At 57.1% G+C, this 17,795-nt stretch carries 16 protein-coding genes; 8 read left to right on the plus strand and 8 right to left on the minus strand.

The genetic code is table 11. The annotated features are described in order from the left end of the window. Window positions 1-25: 25 nt before the first annotated feature. The 8 genes from EQV93_RS03075 (at window position 26) to EQV93_RS03110 (ending at window position 7,667) form a co-directional block, all read left to right on the plus strand. Window positions 26-1,426, plus strand: a complete 1,401-nt coding sequence (locus EQV93_RS03075; protein ID WP_122782021.1) for an ethanolamine ammonia-lyase subunit EutB — start codon at window positions 26-28, stop codon at window positions 1,424-1,426. Continuing rightward, window positions 1,423-2,226, plus strand: a complete 804-nt coding sequence (gene eutC / locus EQV93_RS03080; protein WP_240890845.1) for an ethanolamine ammonia-lyase subunit EutC — start codon at window positions 1,423-1,425, stop codon at window positions 2,224-2,226. Before EQV93_RS03075 ends, eutC begins: the two co-directional genes overlap by 4 nt. A gap of 366 nt (window positions 2,227-2,592) precedes the next feature. Next, on the plus strand, window positions 2,593-3,246 hold the full coding sequence (locus tag EQV93_RS03085) for a DedA family protein (protein ID WP_122782022.1): 654 nt from the start codon (window positions 2,593-2,595) through the stop codon (window positions 3,244-3,246). Window positions 3,247-3,261: 15 nt separating this feature from the next. Next, window positions 3,262-4,086: a zinc-dependent peptidase gene (locus tag EQV93_RS03090; RefSeq protein WP_240890846.1), complete on the plus strand. Its 825-nt coding sequence runs from the start codon at window positions 3,262-3,264 to the stop codon at window positions 4,084-4,086. 87 nt (window positions 4,087-4,173) lie between these two features. Further along, entirely contained in the window at window positions 4,174-4,701 is a 528-nt protein-coding gene (ppa, locus tag EQV93_RS03095) for an inorganic diphosphatase (RefSeq protein WP_016779241.1), read from the plus strand. Between the two features lie 255 nt (window positions 4,702-4,956). Beyond that, window positions 4,957-5,697 (plus strand): LexA family transcriptional regulator, encoded by a 741-nt coding sequence (locus EQV93_RS03100; RefSeq protein WP_240890847.1) that lies wholly within the window; start codon window positions 4,957-4,959, stop codon window positions 5,695-5,697. 247 nt (window positions 5,698-5,944) lie between these two features. Further along, complete coding sequence (locus EQV93_RS03105; RefSeq protein WP_146384492.1) at window positions 5,945-6,883, plus strand: hypothetical protein; 939 nt, start codon at window positions 5,945-5,947, stop codon at window positions 6,881-6,883. A 433-nt stretch (window positions 6,884-7,316) separates the two neighbouring features. Beyond that, window positions 7,317-7,667, plus strand: coding sequence for a DUF6124 family protein (locus tag EQV93_RS03110; RefSeq protein WP_122782027.1), 351 nt, complete (start codon window positions 7,317-7,319; stop codon window positions 7,665-7,667). Between the two features lie 56 nt (window positions 7,668-7,723). Here the strand turns inward: EQV93_RS03110 and EQV93_RS03115 are convergent, their stop codons facing one another. From EQV93_RS03115 to tssK, 8 genes are all read right to left on the minus strand, one after another. Beyond that, window positions 7,724-9,061: a type II toxin-antitoxin system HipA family toxin gene (locus EQV93_RS03115; RefSeq protein ID WP_240890848.1), complete on the minus strand. Its 1,338-nt coding sequence runs from the start codon at window positions 9,059-9,061 to the stop codon at window positions 7,724-7,726. Continuing rightward, window positions 9,058-9,324, minus strand: coding sequence for a helix-turn-helix domain-containing protein (locus tag EQV93_RS03120; protein ID WP_240890849.1), 267 nt, complete (start codon window positions 9,322-9,324; stop codon window positions 9,058-9,060). The genes EQV93_RS03115 and EQV93_RS03120 overlap by 4 nt, the downstream gene beginning before the upstream one ends. Before the next feature lie 225 nt (window positions 9,325-9,549). Then, window positions 9,550-10,329 (minus strand): acetoin reductase, encoded by a 780-nt coding sequence (locus EQV93_RS03125; protein ID WP_122782028.1) that lies wholly within the window; start codon window positions 10,327-10,329, stop codon window positions 9,550-9,552. 95 nt (window positions 10,330-10,424) lie between these two features. Further along, on the minus strand, window positions 10,425-11,294 hold the full coding sequence (locus EQV93_RS03130) for a serine/threonine-protein kinase (RefSeq protein WP_240890850.1): 870 nt from the start codon (window positions 11,292-11,294) through the stop codon (window positions 10,425-10,427). Then, window positions 11,291-12,019 carry a PP2C family protein-serine/threonine phosphatase gene (locus EQV93_RS03135; RefSeq protein ID WP_146384500.1) on the minus strand — a complete coding sequence of 243 codons (729 nt, stop codon included), beginning with the start codon at window positions 12,017-12,019 and terminating at the stop codon, window positions 11,291-11,293. Before EQV93_RS03135 ends, EQV93_RS03130 begins: the two co-directional genes overlap by 4 nt. Next, window positions 12,019-15,549 carry a type VI secretion system membrane subunit TssM gene (gene tssM / locus EQV93_RS03140; RefSeq protein WP_240890851.1) on the minus strand — a complete coding sequence of 1,177 codons (3,531 nt, stop codon included), beginning with the start codon at window positions 15,547-15,549 and terminating at the stop codon, window positions 12,019-12,021. The genes EQV93_RS03135 and tssM overlap by 1 nt, the downstream gene beginning before the upstream one ends. A gap of 12 nt (window positions 15,550-15,561) precedes the next feature. Further along, complete coding sequence (gene icmH / locus EQV93_RS03145; protein ID WP_240890852.1) at window positions 15,562-16,458, minus strand: type IVB secretion system protein IcmH/DotU; 897 nt, start codon at window positions 16,456-16,458, stop codon at window positions 15,562-15,564. Window positions 16,459-16,463: 5 nt separating this feature from the next. After that, entirely contained in the window at window positions 16,464-17,795 is a 1,332-nt protein-coding gene (gene tssK, locus EQV93_RS03150; protein WP_122782031.1) for a type VI secretion system baseplate subunit TssK, read from the minus strand.

Raw genomic sequence — 17,795 nt, forward strand, 5'->3', positions numbered from 1 at the left:
GCGCCTGACGTTAAGGAGCATTTGAATGGCAACTTTTTCTCACGCGGTCGGCACTCAGACTTACCGTTTTGATAGCCTCAAAGACCTGATGGCCAAAGCCAGTCCGGCGCGTTCAGGGGACTTTCTGGCTGGCGTGGCCGCGCAGAACGACGGTGAACGCGTCGCTGCACAAATGGCACTGGCCGACACTCCCCTCGCCTATTTCCTGCAAGAAGCGCTGATTCCCTACGAAACCGACGAAGTCACCCGGCTCATTCTCGACAGCCATGACCGGCTCGCCTTTGCACCGGTCAGCCATCTGACTGTCGGAGGTTTTCGCGACTGGCTGCTCAGCGACGCCGCCGACGAACACAGCCTGCGGGCATTGGCGCCCGGCCTGACCCCGGAAATGGCCGCCGCCGTCTCGAAGATCATGCGCGTTCAGGACTTGGTACTGGTGGCGCAGAAGATCCGTGTCATCACCCGGTTTCGCGGCACGATGGGCCAGCGCGGGCGGCTTTCGACCCGCCTGCAACCCAATCACCCGACCGACGACCCGGCCGGTATTGCGGCCAGCATTCTAGATGGCCTGTTGTACGGCAACGGTGATGCCATGATCGGCATCAACCCGGCCACAGACAGCATCGCCTCTATCTGCGACTTGCTGAACATGCTCGACGCAATCATTCAGCGCTACGAGATACCCACTCAATCGTGTGTACTTACTCACGTAACCACCTCAATTGAAGCTATTAATAGAGGTGTGCCACTGGATTTGGTGTTCCAGTCGATTGCCGGCACTGAAGCCGCGAATGCCAGTTTCGGGATCAATCTGAATGTGTTGCAGGAAGGCTACGAAGCCGGTTTGAGCCTCAATCGCGGCACATTGGGCAACAACCTGATGTATTTCGAAACGGGCCAAGGCAGCGCATTGTCGGCCAACGCGCATTTTGGCGTTGACCAGCAAACCTGCGAAACCCGCGCTTACGCCGTCGCCCGGCATTTCAAACCGTTTCTGGTCAATACCGTGGTGGGTTTTATCGGCCCCGAGTATTTGTACAACGGTAAGCAAATCATCCGCGCCGGGCTTGAAGACCACTTCTGCGGCAAGTTGCTGGGCGTGCCGATGGGCTGCGACATCTGTTACACCAACCACGCCGAAGCCGATCAGGACGACATGGACACCCTGCTCACGCTGCTGGGGGTGGCCGGGATCAACTTCATCATGGGCATTCCCGGGTCGGACGACATCATGCTCAACTATCAGACCACCTCGTTCCATGACGCCCTTTATGCGCGCAAAACCTTGGGACTCAAGCCTGCCCCTGAGTTCGAGCAGTGGCTGAGCAAGGTCGGAATATTTACCCAGACCGATGGCCGGATTGAGTTCGGCCATCAGTTACCGCCGGCATTTCGTCAGGCGCTGGCTCATTTGGGAGGTCGATGAGCATGACTGACACTCTTAACCCGTGGCTTGAACTGCGCCGCCTGACGCCAGCCAGAATTGCCCTGGGCCGTACAGGCACCAGCTTGCCCACCCATGCCCAGCTGGATTTTCAGTACGCCCATGCGCAAGCGCGGGACGCCGTGCATCTACCGTTTGATCATGCAGGCCTCAGCGAACAACTGGCCGAGCGCGGTCAAACTACCCTGCTGCTTCACAGTGCCGCCCCGGACCGTAACAGCTACCTGCAACGTCCCGATCTGGGGCGCAAGCTCGATGAGGGTTCTGCACAACAATTACGTGAGCACGCGCGAGCCAACCCCGGTGGCATCGACCTGGCCATCGTGGTGGCAGACGGCTTGTCGGCGCTGGCCGTTCATCGCCACACCCTGCCTTTTTTGAACCGGATGCAAGAACATATCGCCCAAGCGGCATGGAGCCAGTCGCCGGTGATTCTGGTGGAACAGGGCCGAGTGGCCGTGGCGGATGAGATTGGCGAACTGTTGGGCGCCCGCATGGTGGTGATGTTGATTGGCGAGCGTCCCGGCCTGAGCTCACCGGACAGCCTGGGGCTGTATTTCACCTACGCGCCTAAAGTCGGGCTGACCGATGCCTACCGTAATTGCATCTCCAACGTCCGGCTTGAAGGGCTGAGCTACAGCATGGCCGCCCATCGGTTGGCGTACTTGATGAATGAAGCCTGCCGTCGGCAACTGTCGGGGGTTAACTTGAAAGACGAAGCGCAACTGAACACCCTTGAATCCGAAGCCCCCCGCGAAAACTTTTTGCTAAAGGGCGACTGAATCCCTGTAGCCGCTGCCGTAGGAACGAGGCTGCGTTCGGCGGAGAAGCCGTCGTAAATCATTCAGCCGGGTGATTTCAGATACATCGCGATCAAATAACTTGCGACGATTGCATCGTCGAACGCAGCCTCGCACTACTCGTCAGCTGCTACGGGGCTTTGCGTTCCCCGTTCAACCTGCAACAAAATATCTACGAGACTTTCATGCCAAATACACGCTTCGCTACAAACTCGATCAGCAGAATTCGCATCACACCGTATAATCCAACTCGTCAAAATTGTACGAAATTACTACTTAGCTTGTAGTTAAATACCCTCTCCCCCCGCACAGGCCTGCTGAGTCGGGTCATCAACACAGGTGCTTCACATGGATTTCAACCCGCTCGACATTATCTTGCACCTCGATGTGTACCTCGATTTGCTGGTAAACAATTACGGGCCGTGGATCTACGCCATCCTGTTTCTGGTGATCTTTTGCGAAACCGGTCTGGTGGTCATGCCGTTTTTGCCGGGTGATTCGCTGCTCTTTATTGCTGGCGCGGTCGCGGCTGGCGGTGGCATGGACCCGGTATTGCTGGCGGGCTTGTTGATGGTTGCGGCGATTTTGGGCGACAGCACCAATTACGTCATCGGACGAACGGCAGGCGAACGCCTGTTCAGTAATCCCAACTCGAAAATTTTCCGCCGCGATTATCTGGAAAAAACCCACGACTTCTACGAACGTCATGGTGGCAAAACCGTGACCATGGCGCGCTTCCTGCCGATCTTCCGCACGTTCGCGCCATTCGTTGCCGGCGTCGCGCACATGTTCTATCCGCGCTTCCTGATGTTCAGCGTGATCGGCACCATCCTGTGGGTGGGCGGTCTGGTCACGCTGGGTTACTTCTTCGGCAACGTACCGTTCATCAAGACCAACCTGTCCTTACTGGTGGTGGGCATCATTCTGCTGTCGCTGGTGCCGATGATTATTGGTGTCGTACGCAGCCGCATGGGTCGTACACCTGTAAAAGCCAAAGCTTGATCGAGGCCGTACCTGATGTGGTCTCTTCATGAATGGCGGCGCCAGCGAATTCTGGCGCAACACCCGGTAGCCCCCGATGTGTGGCACAACGTTCGTCAGCACCTGAGCATTCTCGACGGCCTGAATGACGCGCAATACCAATGGCTGCGCGAGAGCAGCGTGTTGTTCCTGCAAGAAAAACACCTGACCGCCATGCCGGGCGTCGAACTGAATGAAGAAGGCCAGTTGTTGCTGGCCGCGCAGGCACAACTGCCGTTGCTCAACCTTGGTGATCTGGACTGGTATCAGGGTTTTCACGAAATTGTCCTGTACCCCGATGACTTCATCAGCCCCCAACGCCATCGTGATTCAAGTGGCGTGGAACACGAATGGGAAGGCCACCACAGCGGCGAAGCCTGGCAACATGGCCCCGTCGTACTGGCGTGGCCCGGCGTACTGGCCAGCGGTGGTTGGGAAGGTTACAACCTGGTCATTCACGAACTGGCGCACAAGCTGGACATGCTTAACGGCGCGGCGAACGGCATGCCACCCTTGCACAGCCACATGGTCGTCAGTGACTGGACGCAAGCCATGCAGCACGCCTACGACCACCTCAACAGCATCCTTGATCATCACCCCGATCACGCGCCCATAGACCCGTATGCGGGTGAAAACCCGGCTGAATTCTTTGCCGTTACCAGCGAATACTTTTTCAGCGCGCCCGACCTCCTGAACCGTGCCTACCCGAAGGTGTATCAACAACTCGGTCTGTTTTATCGGCAGGACCCGCTGGCCCGCCTGCTCACCCTGCAAAGCGAACACCCCGAATACCGTGCGCAGCCCCTGCACGGCCAGACGTGACGGCGTTATACGAATACGCCTATAATCGCCGCCACTTTTTGGTCAAATTGGCCAAGTAAATTCGCCTATACACGGGGGCACCGCCCAATGAGCTACAGCAAGATTCCGGCTGGCAAAGACCTGCCGAATGACATCTACGTCGCCATCGAGATTCCGGCCAACCACGCGCCGATCAAATATGAAATCGACAAAGACAGCGATTGCCTGTTCGTTGACCGCTTCATGGCGACCCCAATGTTCTACCCGGCCAACTACGGCTTTATCCCTAACACCCTGGCTGACGACGGTGACCCCCTCGACGTGCTGGTTGTGACCCCTTACCCGGTAGCGCCAGGTTCGGTTATCCGTGCACGTCCGGTTGGCATTCTGCACATGACCGACGACGGTGGTGGCGATGCCAAAGTCGTTGCAGTGCCTCACGACAAGCTGTCCCAGCTGTACGTTGACGTAAAAGAGTACACCGACCTGCCACCGCTGCTGATTCAACAAATCCAGCACTTCTTCGAGAACTACAAAGATCTCGAAAAAGGCAAATGGGTGAAAATCGAAGGTTGGGGCGACGCAGAAGCTGCCCGCGCCGAGATCACCAAATCGGTTGCAGCCTACAAAGGCTAAGTGAAGTCGGTCATGCCTTAGTGGCATTTCTACTTCCTGAAAAACCTCGGTTCGCCGAGGTTTTTTTATGCCTGAAACATCGCCACCAAACGGTCTGTTCAAGAGGTTTAACGATTAAGCCGGGCAACTGTAGGAATTTACATAAAAAGCTTCAGAAACTTCTTCAGGCGATAGGGATTTATCCTATTTCATGCCTGCTTTATTGAACGCTTGGTTTATTTAAACGGACAGGGGTTGCCCGTAAACTCCCTATTCATGAATACATCCGGTGATCGCCTCAAGTCACTCCTGCGGGAGTGCCATTTATCCGCTTCGGACTTCGCCGCCAACCGCCGCGTTACGCCGCAGCACGTCAACAACTGGTTCAAACGCGGTATACCTATGGCCCGTCTGGACGAAATTGCCGAACTGCTGTGCGTCAACAGCCGCTGGTTACGTACGGGGGAAGGCATGAAACACCCCTCAGCCCCTGGACTGCCCCCCAATGCCCCTAAAACAGCCACTGCCACCTCCCACGCTGTCGACGCCGCGGCCAACGACATCGCCGTACCCTTCTACAACGAAGTCCTTAGCCCCAACGATTCGGGCAAGACCCACGTGGTTGAAATACCGGGCTGCCGAGTGCGATTGAGCCTTGCCTGTCTGCACGCCATGGACGTCAACCCGGACCTGGCCATTTGCGCGCCCATGATCGGCAACAGCATGAGCTGCCGGATACAAGACGGCTCGACGGTCGCCATTGACCGCAGCCTGACCCACATCGTCGATGGCGAGATATACGCCCTCGAACATGACGGCATGTTGCGCATCAAATACGCCTACCGGCTACCCAACAGCGGCCTGCGCCTGCGCAGCCACAACCCGGGCGAGTACCCGGACGAAGTCTTCAGTGAGTTACAAGTAGAGCAGCAAAACATACGCATTCTGGGCTGGGTATTCTGGTGGTCGACCCTGAACACACGGCGCCCGCTAGTGCCTTACGCACTGAGTGAATAACAACAGCTGGGCTTTTTTCTGGGAAAAGCGTTTCAACCTCAGTATGATTGCCGCACTTACGCATCCCCCTCGCTCACCGCGAGCCGGCATGCAGGGTCGGCAACGCAAGGTTGCCCCGCCCCACTCCCAGTTTGAAGGTGAGTACGGTTTACCAAAAATAAACCAGACCCACCCCCGAGAAGCCGGCCACAAGCCGGCTTTTTAATGCCTGTCATAAAACTATCCGCTTCGAGATATCTACATTCTTATGGATAAGATGTTCATAGAAACCTTCTTCGTTAACGTAGCGCCTTACAGTCGCCCCGATTGCCTTCCGCTTTTTTTGGCCCGTGCGCAAGAAAGTTGCGAATGGCTGGAAAGCCGTGGGCTGAAGGTCAAAGGCCGTATTCCGTACTACCGGGAGGTCATCAAGAACTATGACGCTGTCCGTGGTTCATACGGCCCGAAGATGTTTGAGTTCTTGCATGCAGTGTCTGAAATGCATCACGTGGTGAAATGCAGTGAGCAACTTAAAGAACAGCAGGCCTCGACCCAATTCAATAAGACATTACATGCTGCCATGTACGGCATTAACTTCAGCCATGAAAATGACACGCCGGGCAAGGATCAAGATCGCAACTATATGTTCGAGCTGGGCATTGCCTCCAGCTATGCCGCGCAGGCCCACCGTATCGACGTGTCGAAGCGTACCGACATCATCGTCACCGACTTGGCGCTGGCCATTGAATGCAAGCGCATTCAGTCGCCGGAGTTACTGGTGCGGCGTTTTAAAAAGGCCATCGAACAGTTACAAAAACAGGAAGCCGGTGAAGCCGCCAATGGGGTGGTGTATATCGATGTGACAGAGATACTGGACGTTAAGCATACGGCCTATATTCACGATCAGGCCGGGGTGCGGCCGTATCTCAAGCCGCCTCCCGATGAAGATGAGGTCGCGGAAAATCTCTACAGACAAATAGAGGCGGATATCGCCGAGACGATTGAAGACAAGATGACTTTGCTCAAACCTCACTTAACCGATGAGGTGTCTTGCGTGGTTTTAAACTTCAACTTTTGCGGGTTTGAAATCAATATGATCCGTGAGTTTGCGATTGTAGGTCGATGCAGTTTTATTCTCGACAATGCCAAGGTTGACCCGGCTGTTGCACAGCGCGTACGGGCCACGTTGGGTCGACAATTTATGTAGTCGACTCAACCTCCGCGCTGGACGGTTTTGCGGCCGCTGCGCGGCCGAACGCGGCCTCGTGTTACTCGTCCGCTGCTACGGAGGGGGGTGTTTCACGCCTTTAAAATCAGCCGTTTCGTACGACGTTTCCCTTTCAATCACGTGAAACATCCGAGAAAATCCCGTTCCCTTGCGCCCGCTCATTTCGGGGAATAGTCTCGGCCCATCGCTGCACAATCAGCGATCGGGTTTAGTCGCCCGATGCAGTACTCGGCGCAAGGCGCCACCTCCGCGAGGCGCTTTTTTTCGGCCCCGCGTTATGGTGGCCGTGCGTAGGGCGCCTTCGGGCGCGCCGGGTTCCGAGTGCACCGGTCGACTAACCTGCGTACGGCTGCCACCCCTTCGTTTAGTCGCGACAGGTAACAGCTCCTAAAAGTGCCTCGGATTAATCGCCATGAAAAGAATCACCCCAGATCCGCCCTCCTTCACCCTGCACGATGCTGCTCAGTGCGATGCACAGTCGTTGGACCGCGCTGCCGCCGATCGCGCGCTCGATTATTACTTGCTCGACCACAGACCTCCACGGCCGGTAAGCACGGTGACGTATGCCATCCCGGACAGTGTCAATTTAGAAGCGGCTTTGGCCCAAGCGTCAGACTTGTTGCGCTGTGCGGGTGCTTCAGCGTGTGAGGCGGGGAATGGTTTGAGCGGGTTGCCGCGCGACCTGGTGTTGTCGGTTGTGCACTTGGTGGAGCTGGCCAAGGCGTATGTCGACAAGTCGCTGGACGGTTTAACGATGCACTAAGCAGCACGCGCCTGAGTGCAAGCAGGCGCGTCATAGTTCCCTATCGCAGCATCTGTTCAGCGTTTAGGTGGCGCCAGCAAGGGTGAACGGCCTATTTGTACCCGCCCACTTTCCGGAGATCTGGGCCCTGAAAAACCCGCATCTGTAATGGCCGTGTCCAGCCCTCGCAAATGGGGGGCGGCACGCGAACTGCGTAGCGACTCCATCCCGTCGTTCCAGGCATGCACCATGTGCTTGGCTACATCACGCCATGCGGGTTCGTTTTTCGCCGCTTCGATCACTTCCTTGCCTACAACAATTGCTGACTCGCACAGTTGCTCGACCATGGCCGAGTACTGACGGGGCGAGATACCCAGACGACTATTGAAAAAGGTTTCAAGCGTGCGTCCCGGCGTCCAGATTTGCCGCCCGCCCACGGATAATCCCGGTGGGTTACTGGCAAAGCGCGGGTAGGCTTGGGTAGTTACCAAATCGAAGATCGGAGTAAATCCTACATCTGCTCGCGAGGTGTAATAGAGCGCGATGTTTTTGGCATGACAGTCAGCATTGCGCACGACGTAGTTGGCCAGCAGATGCCACCCTAAATGCACTCGCTGCTGACGAAGTGACTCTGCAGGCAGATAGGCCCGAGTGGCGTTCCAAACTCGCTCCGTGGTAGTCGCGTATTTCTCATGGGGAGGCAAGCCCAATAGTCCGCAAGCGTCTTCAAGACCGCAACGTGGTAAACCCTGCTCATCGACATCGAACCGATCCACCACCAGCACTCGGCCATCCTCGGACATCCGGCTGGTTGCTACCGGCACGACGTTCAGCCGCTCCAGCACACGCAGCGTATAAAACTCGTTGAAGCCCAGGTAGGGCGTCGTTTCATCGGATCCTTTGATGATGTGCAAGTCGGTTCGCAGGGTCGGCTTACCCAAAGGCAGTGCTGTTTTGCTGGCATCCCGCGCAATGAACTTGGGCACTACACCAGAAATTGCTGCACGTGCGTAACGGCGTACCAAGGTCGCAAAGTGTTCATCCGTGTTTTCTGCAGTCAGCAGGTGCCCTATCTCCAGTGGTTCAGTTTCAATGCCGGGAACCTGCCCCTCAGGTGTAATTGTCACCCGCCCAATACCCGAGCCACCGATCACGGCTAGCAGGGATAAGTCAGTGCCATCCAGTAATGCCCCGAACTCTTCGCGGATAACCCCAAGCAAATATCCTTCAGGCAAATTCTGCCGAAAGAAGGGAAAAAGATCGCGCGGCCAACGCCATGGTTCGTCTCGAACAGGCAACGTCAAGCTGACAAAATCTTGCGCTGTGGCAGCGGGGAGGTATTTCAGCACATAGTCATCACGCTCGCGATAAAGCTGGGCGACAGTAGTGCCACTGACCTGCACATCAAGAATCATGGCCTGTATATTCCAGATCGCTGCTCAGCCAAGATGTCCTCGACTGTTCGCTCATGGCCGGCTTTAATCAGTTTCAAGTCATAGCCCGCCGCCTCCAGTAAACGAACCAGAGCCGAAACGCTCATATCGCCCTTGGCAAGGGTTTCCATGCGCGCCACTGTCGAGCGGGATACGCCTGCACGGCTGGCCAATGCGTGTTGGCTCAAGCCTGATTCGGCACGGGCCTCTTTCAACATTTCAGCCACATCATACAAGGTGCTCATTTGTAGCCCTCAAGCATCAATAACTCCTGAATATGTTATTAATGTAGCCCTAAGGACACAACATTGCCAGAGCTGTTCAGCTTTGATCTTGCTCATGTGAAGGCAACACTTGTAGCCCAGAAGCATCAAAAAACCTTTTATAACTACTTTTTGTAGCCTGTAAGCATCAATCGCCAAGCAGCACGCGCCTGAGTGCAAGCAGGCGCGTTATTTGTGTCTTATCCCTTAACGGAACACCATCCCGCCATCAATCAAGGGGGCTTGACCGGTCATGTAGTCCGCGTCCGGGCTGGCCAGGTAGGAAACAAATGCCGCAACGTCTTCCGGCGTTTCCGCACGCCCCAGCAGTATGCCGCTGACGAATTTTTCGTAGGTCGCGCCAATCGGGGCGCCCGTCACTTCGGCCATGCGTTTGTCGATTTCCACCCACATGTCAGTCCCTACGACGCCCGGACAGTAGGCGTTGACGGTGATGCCGTGCATCGCCAGTTCCTTGGCCGCCGCTTGGGTCAAGGCGCGTACGGCAAATTTGGTGGAGGAGTAAACCCCCAGCAGGGCATAACCTTCATGACCGGCAATGGAGCAGGCGTTGATGATTTTGCCTTTGCGTTTAAGCGCCTGAAATTTTTCTGCCGCGGCCTGTATGCCCCACAAGGTGCCCTGCACGTTGATGCGGTAGATGTGCTCAATGTCTTGCTGGGTGACGTCCATCAGGGGTTTGACCTGACAGATGCCCGCATTGTTGACCATGATGTCCAGCCCGCCGAGCTGGTTGTGGGCGTAGTCAACCGCCGAAAATACTTGATCGCGATCACCCACATCGGCCGCAAATACGGTGTAGTTGCGCCCTAATGCTTTGATTTCTTCGGCGACCTGGCCAAGTTTTTCAAGGTTAAGGTCGACCAGCGCAATATCGGCGCCATCCTTGGCAAGGCGCAGTGCAATACCACGACCAATGCCCTGTGCCGCACCTGTGACTAATGCAATCTTTCCTGAAAGCTTCATGTGTTGGCTCCTTTCAACGAGGGGGGTCTGCGTCCAGCGGCCTTAACCATAGACCACTGCGCACAATGCCCATTGATGCAAGGCACTCCCCGGGTCTAACCGGGCCACCAACAAGGTGTTTGCCGGGCGGCGACGACCGCGCGCAATTGGGCAGCACTGACGGTGCGTTTAGCCGGGTCGAAGGTGAGGCCTTTACGCACTGCACGCCACACGCGGGCTGGCAGGCGCTTGGGTTTTTTGAGGCGCAGCGCAGGCCGCTGGTCGCGGACCTTAGTCGATAACATGCGGTTGAACGGGTGTTTACCACTCGCCAGTTCGTAGATGACGCAAGCCATTGCGTACACGTCTGCTGTGCGGGTCAGGGCGCTACCTTCGAGGATTTCCGGCGCGGCGTAGCCGGGTGTCCAGGCATTCATGCGCTGACGACTGATCGCGGCCAAACCGTCCAGCCGCCCCGCTTCAGCCTGCCCAAGGCCGAAGTCGAACAGGCGCACGCCCTCTTCGCTGAGCAAAATATTGCTGGGCTTTATGTCGCCATGAAGGATGCCCGACGCGTGGCTATGCGCCAGCGCGTCGAGCAGTGGCAGGGCGATTTCGCGCAGTTCCTGCCAAGGCAAACCCAGAGGCCGCTCACACAGTAATCGGTCAAGGGTGGGGCCCTGTAACAGCTCCATGACGATGAAGACTCGCTGGTGTGCGGTGTCTACATTGAAGCTGTACATGCGCAGGATATTGGGATGACGCAAGTGGCGGATCAGCGCGTATTCGTTGAACAGCACAGCACTGGCGTCGGGGGATTGGCTGAGGTCGTCGCTGAGGATTTTCAGGGCCACACAGGGGTGTGGATCAGCGAACTGTTCATGCAGCAGGTCACGGGCACGGTAAACCGTGCTCATGCCTCCCGCGCCCAATAACCGTTCAATCCGATAACGCCCGCTCAATACCTCGGGCAAGGACGCTGTCATTGACGAATCACCACGGCACTCACGTTGTCACGTGCCGCCCCGCTCAAGGCGCCGTCGAGTAATCGCGCAAGCGCCGCCTGGGGTGAAATGAGGCTGAGTGCGTTGCCCATTTCACGATGGCTCAACTCTTGATAGAGACCATCGCTGCACAGCAAAAACACATCGTTTGGCTGCACTTCCAGTTCCAGCACGCCCAGGCGCAGTCGCTCGCACGCACCAATTGCCCGGGTCAAAGCCCGGGAACCCGGCTGGGCCAGCGCTTGCTCCTGGGTCATGTGCTGTTCGTCCATCAATTGCTGCTGCAATGAATGGTCGCGCGACAAGGTGTACAGCTGTTGCCGACGCCACAGGTAACACCGGCTATCACCCGCCCAGACACAGGCAGCGCGGTTGCCTTCAAGCAACAAAGCGACCACGGTGCTGCCCATGATGTTGTCGCCGTTCTGATCGCTGACCGTCAGCTCCTGACTAAAACGGCGGTTAAGCCAGTGCAGGCATTTGCGCACGGCCAGTAGCCGTTGATCAAAGGTCTGCGGCTGGTTCAACTCAGCCAGGCTGTTGACGATCATCTGGCTGGCAATGTCGCCCGCCCGATGACCGCCCATACCATCGGCCACCGCCCATAACCCAAGCTGCGGGCAATCAAGGGTGGCGTCTTCGTTTCGGGTACGCACCTTGCCCGGATCGGTGCCCGCAGCGCTGCGCCATTGCGCGTTTTCGCCCATTACAGTTGCTCGGGCAAACGGAAACTACGCAACACGCTCAGGTCAAACGGGTTAGGCGTGCGTTGACTCATTAGCAGGTAGTTGGCCCGCATGCCGCCCACGTCCGCTTTGAGCACCATCACATCGCGACCGCTGAGGTACTCAACGGTCATCAAGTCCAGCAAGCGAAATAACGACCACGGCCCGGTGCTTTTTTCGATGCCGACCGGGCGGCCGGACATTTTGTCGAGTACCAGACTGCTGCGACCGTTTTCAGCCTCCGTGGGCCATTGCAAGGTGATGGGCACTATTGGCCCGTGGCGGTAATCAAGCGACTGGTTGCCAAAACGCAACTCCGCACGGCTGACGGCGGGGTCAAGGCTGTAAGGCTCAAGGGTAAATTGTACGAGGGGTTCTGCCGGGTTCTGGGCGAAGAAGCCCTGGCGTATGACTTGCGCGGCGGCCACTTGATCAAAGTAAGCCTTGGACACTGGCAAACTCCGCCCATCAATGCTGCGCAGCCGGTAGTTACCCGCCTCACCGCTGACGAACGGGCGCATGTAGCTGTCAAAAAAACGCTCGCTAAGCCCTTGGGCCCGAAAAAACTCGCGGAAGTCATTCAGGGCCACATCGCTGCTGCTGTGGGCACTGAAGGGATAGCGCTGCTTGATTGCACGGTCGTAAAAACTGTACAGCTCACGTTGATACCGCTGGTTGATGAAGTGGTAGGCGTTGTCCAGTTCCAGGCTCCAGGTGTCTTCAGCGACACCCTCGAACCAGCCGCTGAGCGGACGCGGCAGTCGTTGTGCGGCCTGACGCAAATGACTCAGCGCGTCGCGCTGACCGCCCATGCGCAATTTGGCCATGTCGAAGGCCGCCTGATCGGGTGCGCTGGCGCGGGCCAGACTGGCCAGTTGCTGCTGCACGTCGTTGAGCCCTTGCAGGGCTGCCGTGAGGGTGGCAGTCGGTGCATTGTTTTCGTCAAGCAAACGGTGCAGCGGTTCGAACCGTCGTTGCAGGGCTTGCTTGGCGTTATCCGGCAGCTTAGCGGCCAAGGTATCCGCCGCTTTGGCTATGGTTGCGGTTGCGGTACCCGCCAGTGCGCCGAGTTTTTTAGCGGCCCCCGTTTCGTCGCCCTCGGTGGGTACCGGTAGCTCATCAATGAAGCTTGGGAAGCGAGTATTTTCACGCACTTCGATCAGCAATTGCACGATGGCCGAATTGGCAGAGGTCAGCGCTGCAAGCTGATCGGCGCCTTCGCTCGCTGCCGTGAAAGGCTGCAGGGTCAGTTGCCCGATGGCTTCGCCCCACTGTGTGGCGTAGTCACGGAAGTACAGTTGTTCCAGCTCAACCATCAGCTTGCGCATGTCCATGGCGCTGAGGGTGTTGCCCTCGCCCAGCACCCAGTTGTCCCGCAGGATGTCACTGACCAGGGCGGCGCCCTTAACCGAAAAGTACTGTTGATAACCTTGCTGGGTATAGAACCCCGGAATCACGTAGTCGGCGCCATCAAATACCTGACTTTGCGGGCCAAGGTGTTGATCGAAGCTATAGGGCGCCAGCCCGTCTGCCTGTTCGCGCAACATTCGGTAAACGACCGAGGCCAGTGATTCGCTACGCAGCACCTGACGGGCCTTGGCAATCAGGGGTTGGTTGAGCGGATAGTTGAATGGCAGAGCCAGCAGGCGGTCGAAGTGCTGGCTCAAACCGTTCTGCACCGACGTGTTGCCGGGGTAGCGGGCTGACCAGTCAGTGGCCACCCAGGTCTTGAGCCAGGCGTTGTCGCGACGATCAGCCTCGCCCAACATCAGGTAGGCGCGCAGGCTGTTCAGCAACCGTGCTCGATCCCCTAAATTAGCGCGGATCTGGCTCTCCAGCTGTTGAGCGACCCGTGGTAATAACTGGGCTTGCAGTTGGTGTTGGTAGGCCTGTTCAAGCAGAGGGTTGCTGGCGCCGCCCTGATACAAGCCGGTGCGTTCGAACAGCCCCACATCCAGTGTTGAGGGAAATACCTGCGAGGCCGCAAATTGGGTGTCGAGCATGCTCAGCACCGCGGCACTGTCGTCACGCGGGCTCAGCAACGAACGCTGTTTATTAAGCTGCTGAGCCAGCTCGCGCAGTGTATCCAGACGCTCATGATTGGCCGCAAAGCTCTGCGCCCACACCAGCCCCATCACCCCCAGCACTGACAAGGCACCCACGTACATTGAGCGCTGTGTCCACTGAATACGTCGACGCTCACGCTTGTCCAGACTGGCCAATTGGGCTTCCGGGAAAATCACTCGACTCAGCAGGTGATGGATAAAGTGCGAGCGACCGCTGTGCAGCACCGGCAAGGCGTGTGCCTTGATCCCTAAAGACTCGCTCAGCTTCTTGGTTTCGGGCTGCGCCTCTCGTTTTACATGGGGGGCGCTGGTGAGGTAAAAGCCGCGCAACGGGCTGGCGCGCTGATAACGATTACCGGTAAATGCAGTGTCGACAAAGACACAAAGGCGCTCGCCAATGGCCCCCAACTGATGAGGGAAATCGAGAATGCGCGCTCGACGGTGAGTGTCGCGCTCCTGATGCATACGCGAGATGACCTGCCCCGTAAGCCGGCCCAACAGCGCGTCAAACTCGGTGCGCAAAATGGATACGTCGGAGCCGGTCTGGTCTTTGCCAAAACTGGCACCGAACACCTGATCACTCTCTTCACGGGTCATCTGGTCAAAAAATTCACTGAAGCCGATCAAACTGTCGGCCTTGCTCAACACCAGATACACCGGCACATCAACATGCAGAATTTGATGAATCTCTTGCAGGCGGTTGCGCACCACATCGCCCAGTCCTGACATGATCGTTTCATTGACCGGAAACAGGCACTCGACCGGCACCGTGACCAACACACCGTTCAACGGCCGCGCTCGTCGGCGGCTACGCAATAGCTCCAGCAAGGTGCGCCAGTTGCTGGCGTCAATGTCGGGTTCATTTTGCTCCAGATAGCGCCCGGCAGTGTCTATCAGCACGCCATGCTCGCCAAAGTACCAGTCACAATGCGCAGTACCGTTCATGTCGCGGGTGAGTTTGCGGTCGATCTTGTTCAGCGGAAAATCCAGGCCCGAGAAGTCCAGCAAGCTGGTTTTACCGCTGGAAGTCGGGCCGATCACCAAGTACCAGGGCAACTCATCTCGCCAGCGTTCACTGCGCCCGCGGTACACGCTGGAGGTGCTGAGCGTGCGCAGGGCCTCTTTGAAACGTTGCCGCAGTTCTTTCTGCGTGGTCTCCAGCTTCGCGTCTTTAAGCTCACGGGCTTTACCCAGTTCACTGTCTTCGCGCTCTTTTTTGCGTACCCCCGCGCGCCAGCTGACGAAGACCATCATCAGGCCCCATATAAGGCACAGCGCACTGATACTCAGCAGCCGGGCATTGGAATCGGCCCAGAATTTATGGTCGTTGACCGCCAATAGCGGGCCGACCCACCACACCAGCAGAGCAATGGTCAGCAGCAGCGCCAGGGTCCAGACCCAGGTTTGACGCATAAAGGCAGCCACTTTTTTTAAACTGTTTTTCATCACATATCCCTTTTACGACTGCGGCTGAACAACCGAAGATTCGAGCTGCTCATACGGTCGCAACACCGCCTCGCGTTGCTCACCCAGCACCCAGGCAAAGCCTGAGAACATCACCAACAGGCATCCCACCGTGAGAGTGCCCAGCACCCAGCCGGGCACACTGCGGATAAACCGGTGACGTCGATCAGTGAGCCCTTGCCAATGGGGCGAAAGCTCTCGAGGCACATCGCCGCGCAAGTGACGAATTTGTCGGTACAGGGCATCACGAATGGAGTCGAGCTCGGAGGTGCCGTGATTGACCACTCGGTATTTGCCCTGAAACCCCAGCGACAGGCACAGGTAGATCAGCTCCAGCAGCGAGAGGTTGACGACCGGGTTACGGCACAGTTGCTCCAGTACGTGAAAGACCTTTTCCCCCCCAAAGGTTTCGTTGTGCAGGCTGCTGAGCAGGGTGTGCTGTGACCATTCGCTTTCGTAACCCCACGGGGTGGTCACGACCGTTTCATCAAGCACCGTGCTCATCACATACCGGGCTTTCATGGTCAGGTCGTAGTCCACACCGTTGTAGAGGGCCTCTTGTACAAATGCGTTGAGGTCATTAATAAGCTGCTCACGCAGCTCCGGGATGCCGGGCGCTACTTCGCTGTGCTTGAGGCCGACCACGCAAGACAACAAGCCACTGGCCGCGGCCACCAGCGGATTGAGGCTCACATTGAAGGTGCCCGCAGCCTGCAAACGGGCGGAAAAGATCATTCGGTCTTCAAGCTTTTCAATGGTCGGTGGCGGTGATTGATCAGTCAGAACGGGCCCGTCGATCATGGCCGGTTGCTTGGCCAGCGTGTCCGCACCAGGACGGTGTTTGGCCGCCAGTACCGTTTTTTCATCTTCCATGGGGGTATCTTTGCTCATGGCGATTAATTCCTGATGGACCAGAATTGCAGTTCAAGCTCTGAAAACTCGCCCGACACATGGAACGCAAAACCACCGGAGCGCTCCATCTGCGTCACGTCATCGGCGCTGAGTTCAAGGCTGAAGTAGGTTTTGGCGGAGTTGAACGGGATTTGCCGGGGGGCCACCGCCAAGGGTTTTACCTTGAAGCCCGGCAGGTGCAGGTTGACCAACTGACGGATGCCTTCGACCGGCCCGACTTTGAGATGCGCCGGCAAGCGGTGGCGCAGTTCTTCGCTGTCACAATTGGCTTTTGCCACCAGCACATAGGTGGTGAGCGCGAGGGCGTTGTGGTCACTCATTTGCGAGACGAGAATGCCGTATTGACGTGCTTCCAGTTTCAGCTCGTTGGCATGTTGCTCAAGCACCATCGACAGCACCTGGCGAATGGCCTCCATCAACTCGCGAAAGCTTTCACCCTGATTGCTGTGCTGATATTTGCTCGCAAGTTGCGGTCGCTTGCTGTCATTGGCAAAGGTGGCCAACTCCCCCAGCATCGCCAGCAAGGCGCAATACAACTCTTCCGGGTGCAGTTGTTCCAGATCCAGATAATGCAGAAGCACCAACTCCGTTCGGTTGATCAGTTGCAGCATCATGAAGTCACCGACTTCAGCCCCGCCGACCTTGCCATTTGAGCGAATACGCGCCGCCAGCGTGTCACCCCGCAGGCTCAGCATGCCGATGACTTCTTTCAAACAAGACAGTACGTAACTCGACGCATGGCTGTGGATAAAGGTCGGGACGAATTGAGCGTCAAGGCTGATGGCGCCGTCGCTGTTGGTGCCTAAAATTCGACACAGTTGCAATTTGACGCAGGCCTGATCGCTTTGCTGCTCACCCAGCAGCAAGCGAAAGTCAGGACGGGCGCAACTGACTTGGCTGTTGGCGTTTTCGCCTGCGTTGGAGTCGCTGACTTCGGTTTCATACGCGACATAACGCGCCAGTACGTCGACCTGGTCCTTGCGCCGCGCTTCGATGTGGTTACCGGTAACCAGCGGCAGTGCCAGGTAAACGGCGGTTTTACCCGTATTAGGCGGTATATCCAGAGCCAGAAGTTCGGAGCTGCCGCCCAGGTCGAACAAGCTGCCATCAGGCAGCACGCCTGACGCTTGGCTAACGACCAGCTTACCCATATTGAGAAACTGCTCGTCGACCTCCAGACTCAAGAACCCCCAGGTGTAACGGCCCAATAATCGGGTTCGCGTTTTCATTTGTTGATCGTAATAACGATCGCTGTGCTGAAAGTGTTGGGGGCGCAACAACATGCCTTCCAGCCACAGCACTTTATGAGTCGTCAT

The organism is Pseudomonas sp. TMW22091, from assembly GCF_022496705.1.
GTDB lineage: Bacteria > Pseudomonadota > Gammaproteobacteria > Pseudomonadales > Pseudomonadaceae > Aquipseudomonas > Aquipseudomonas saxonica.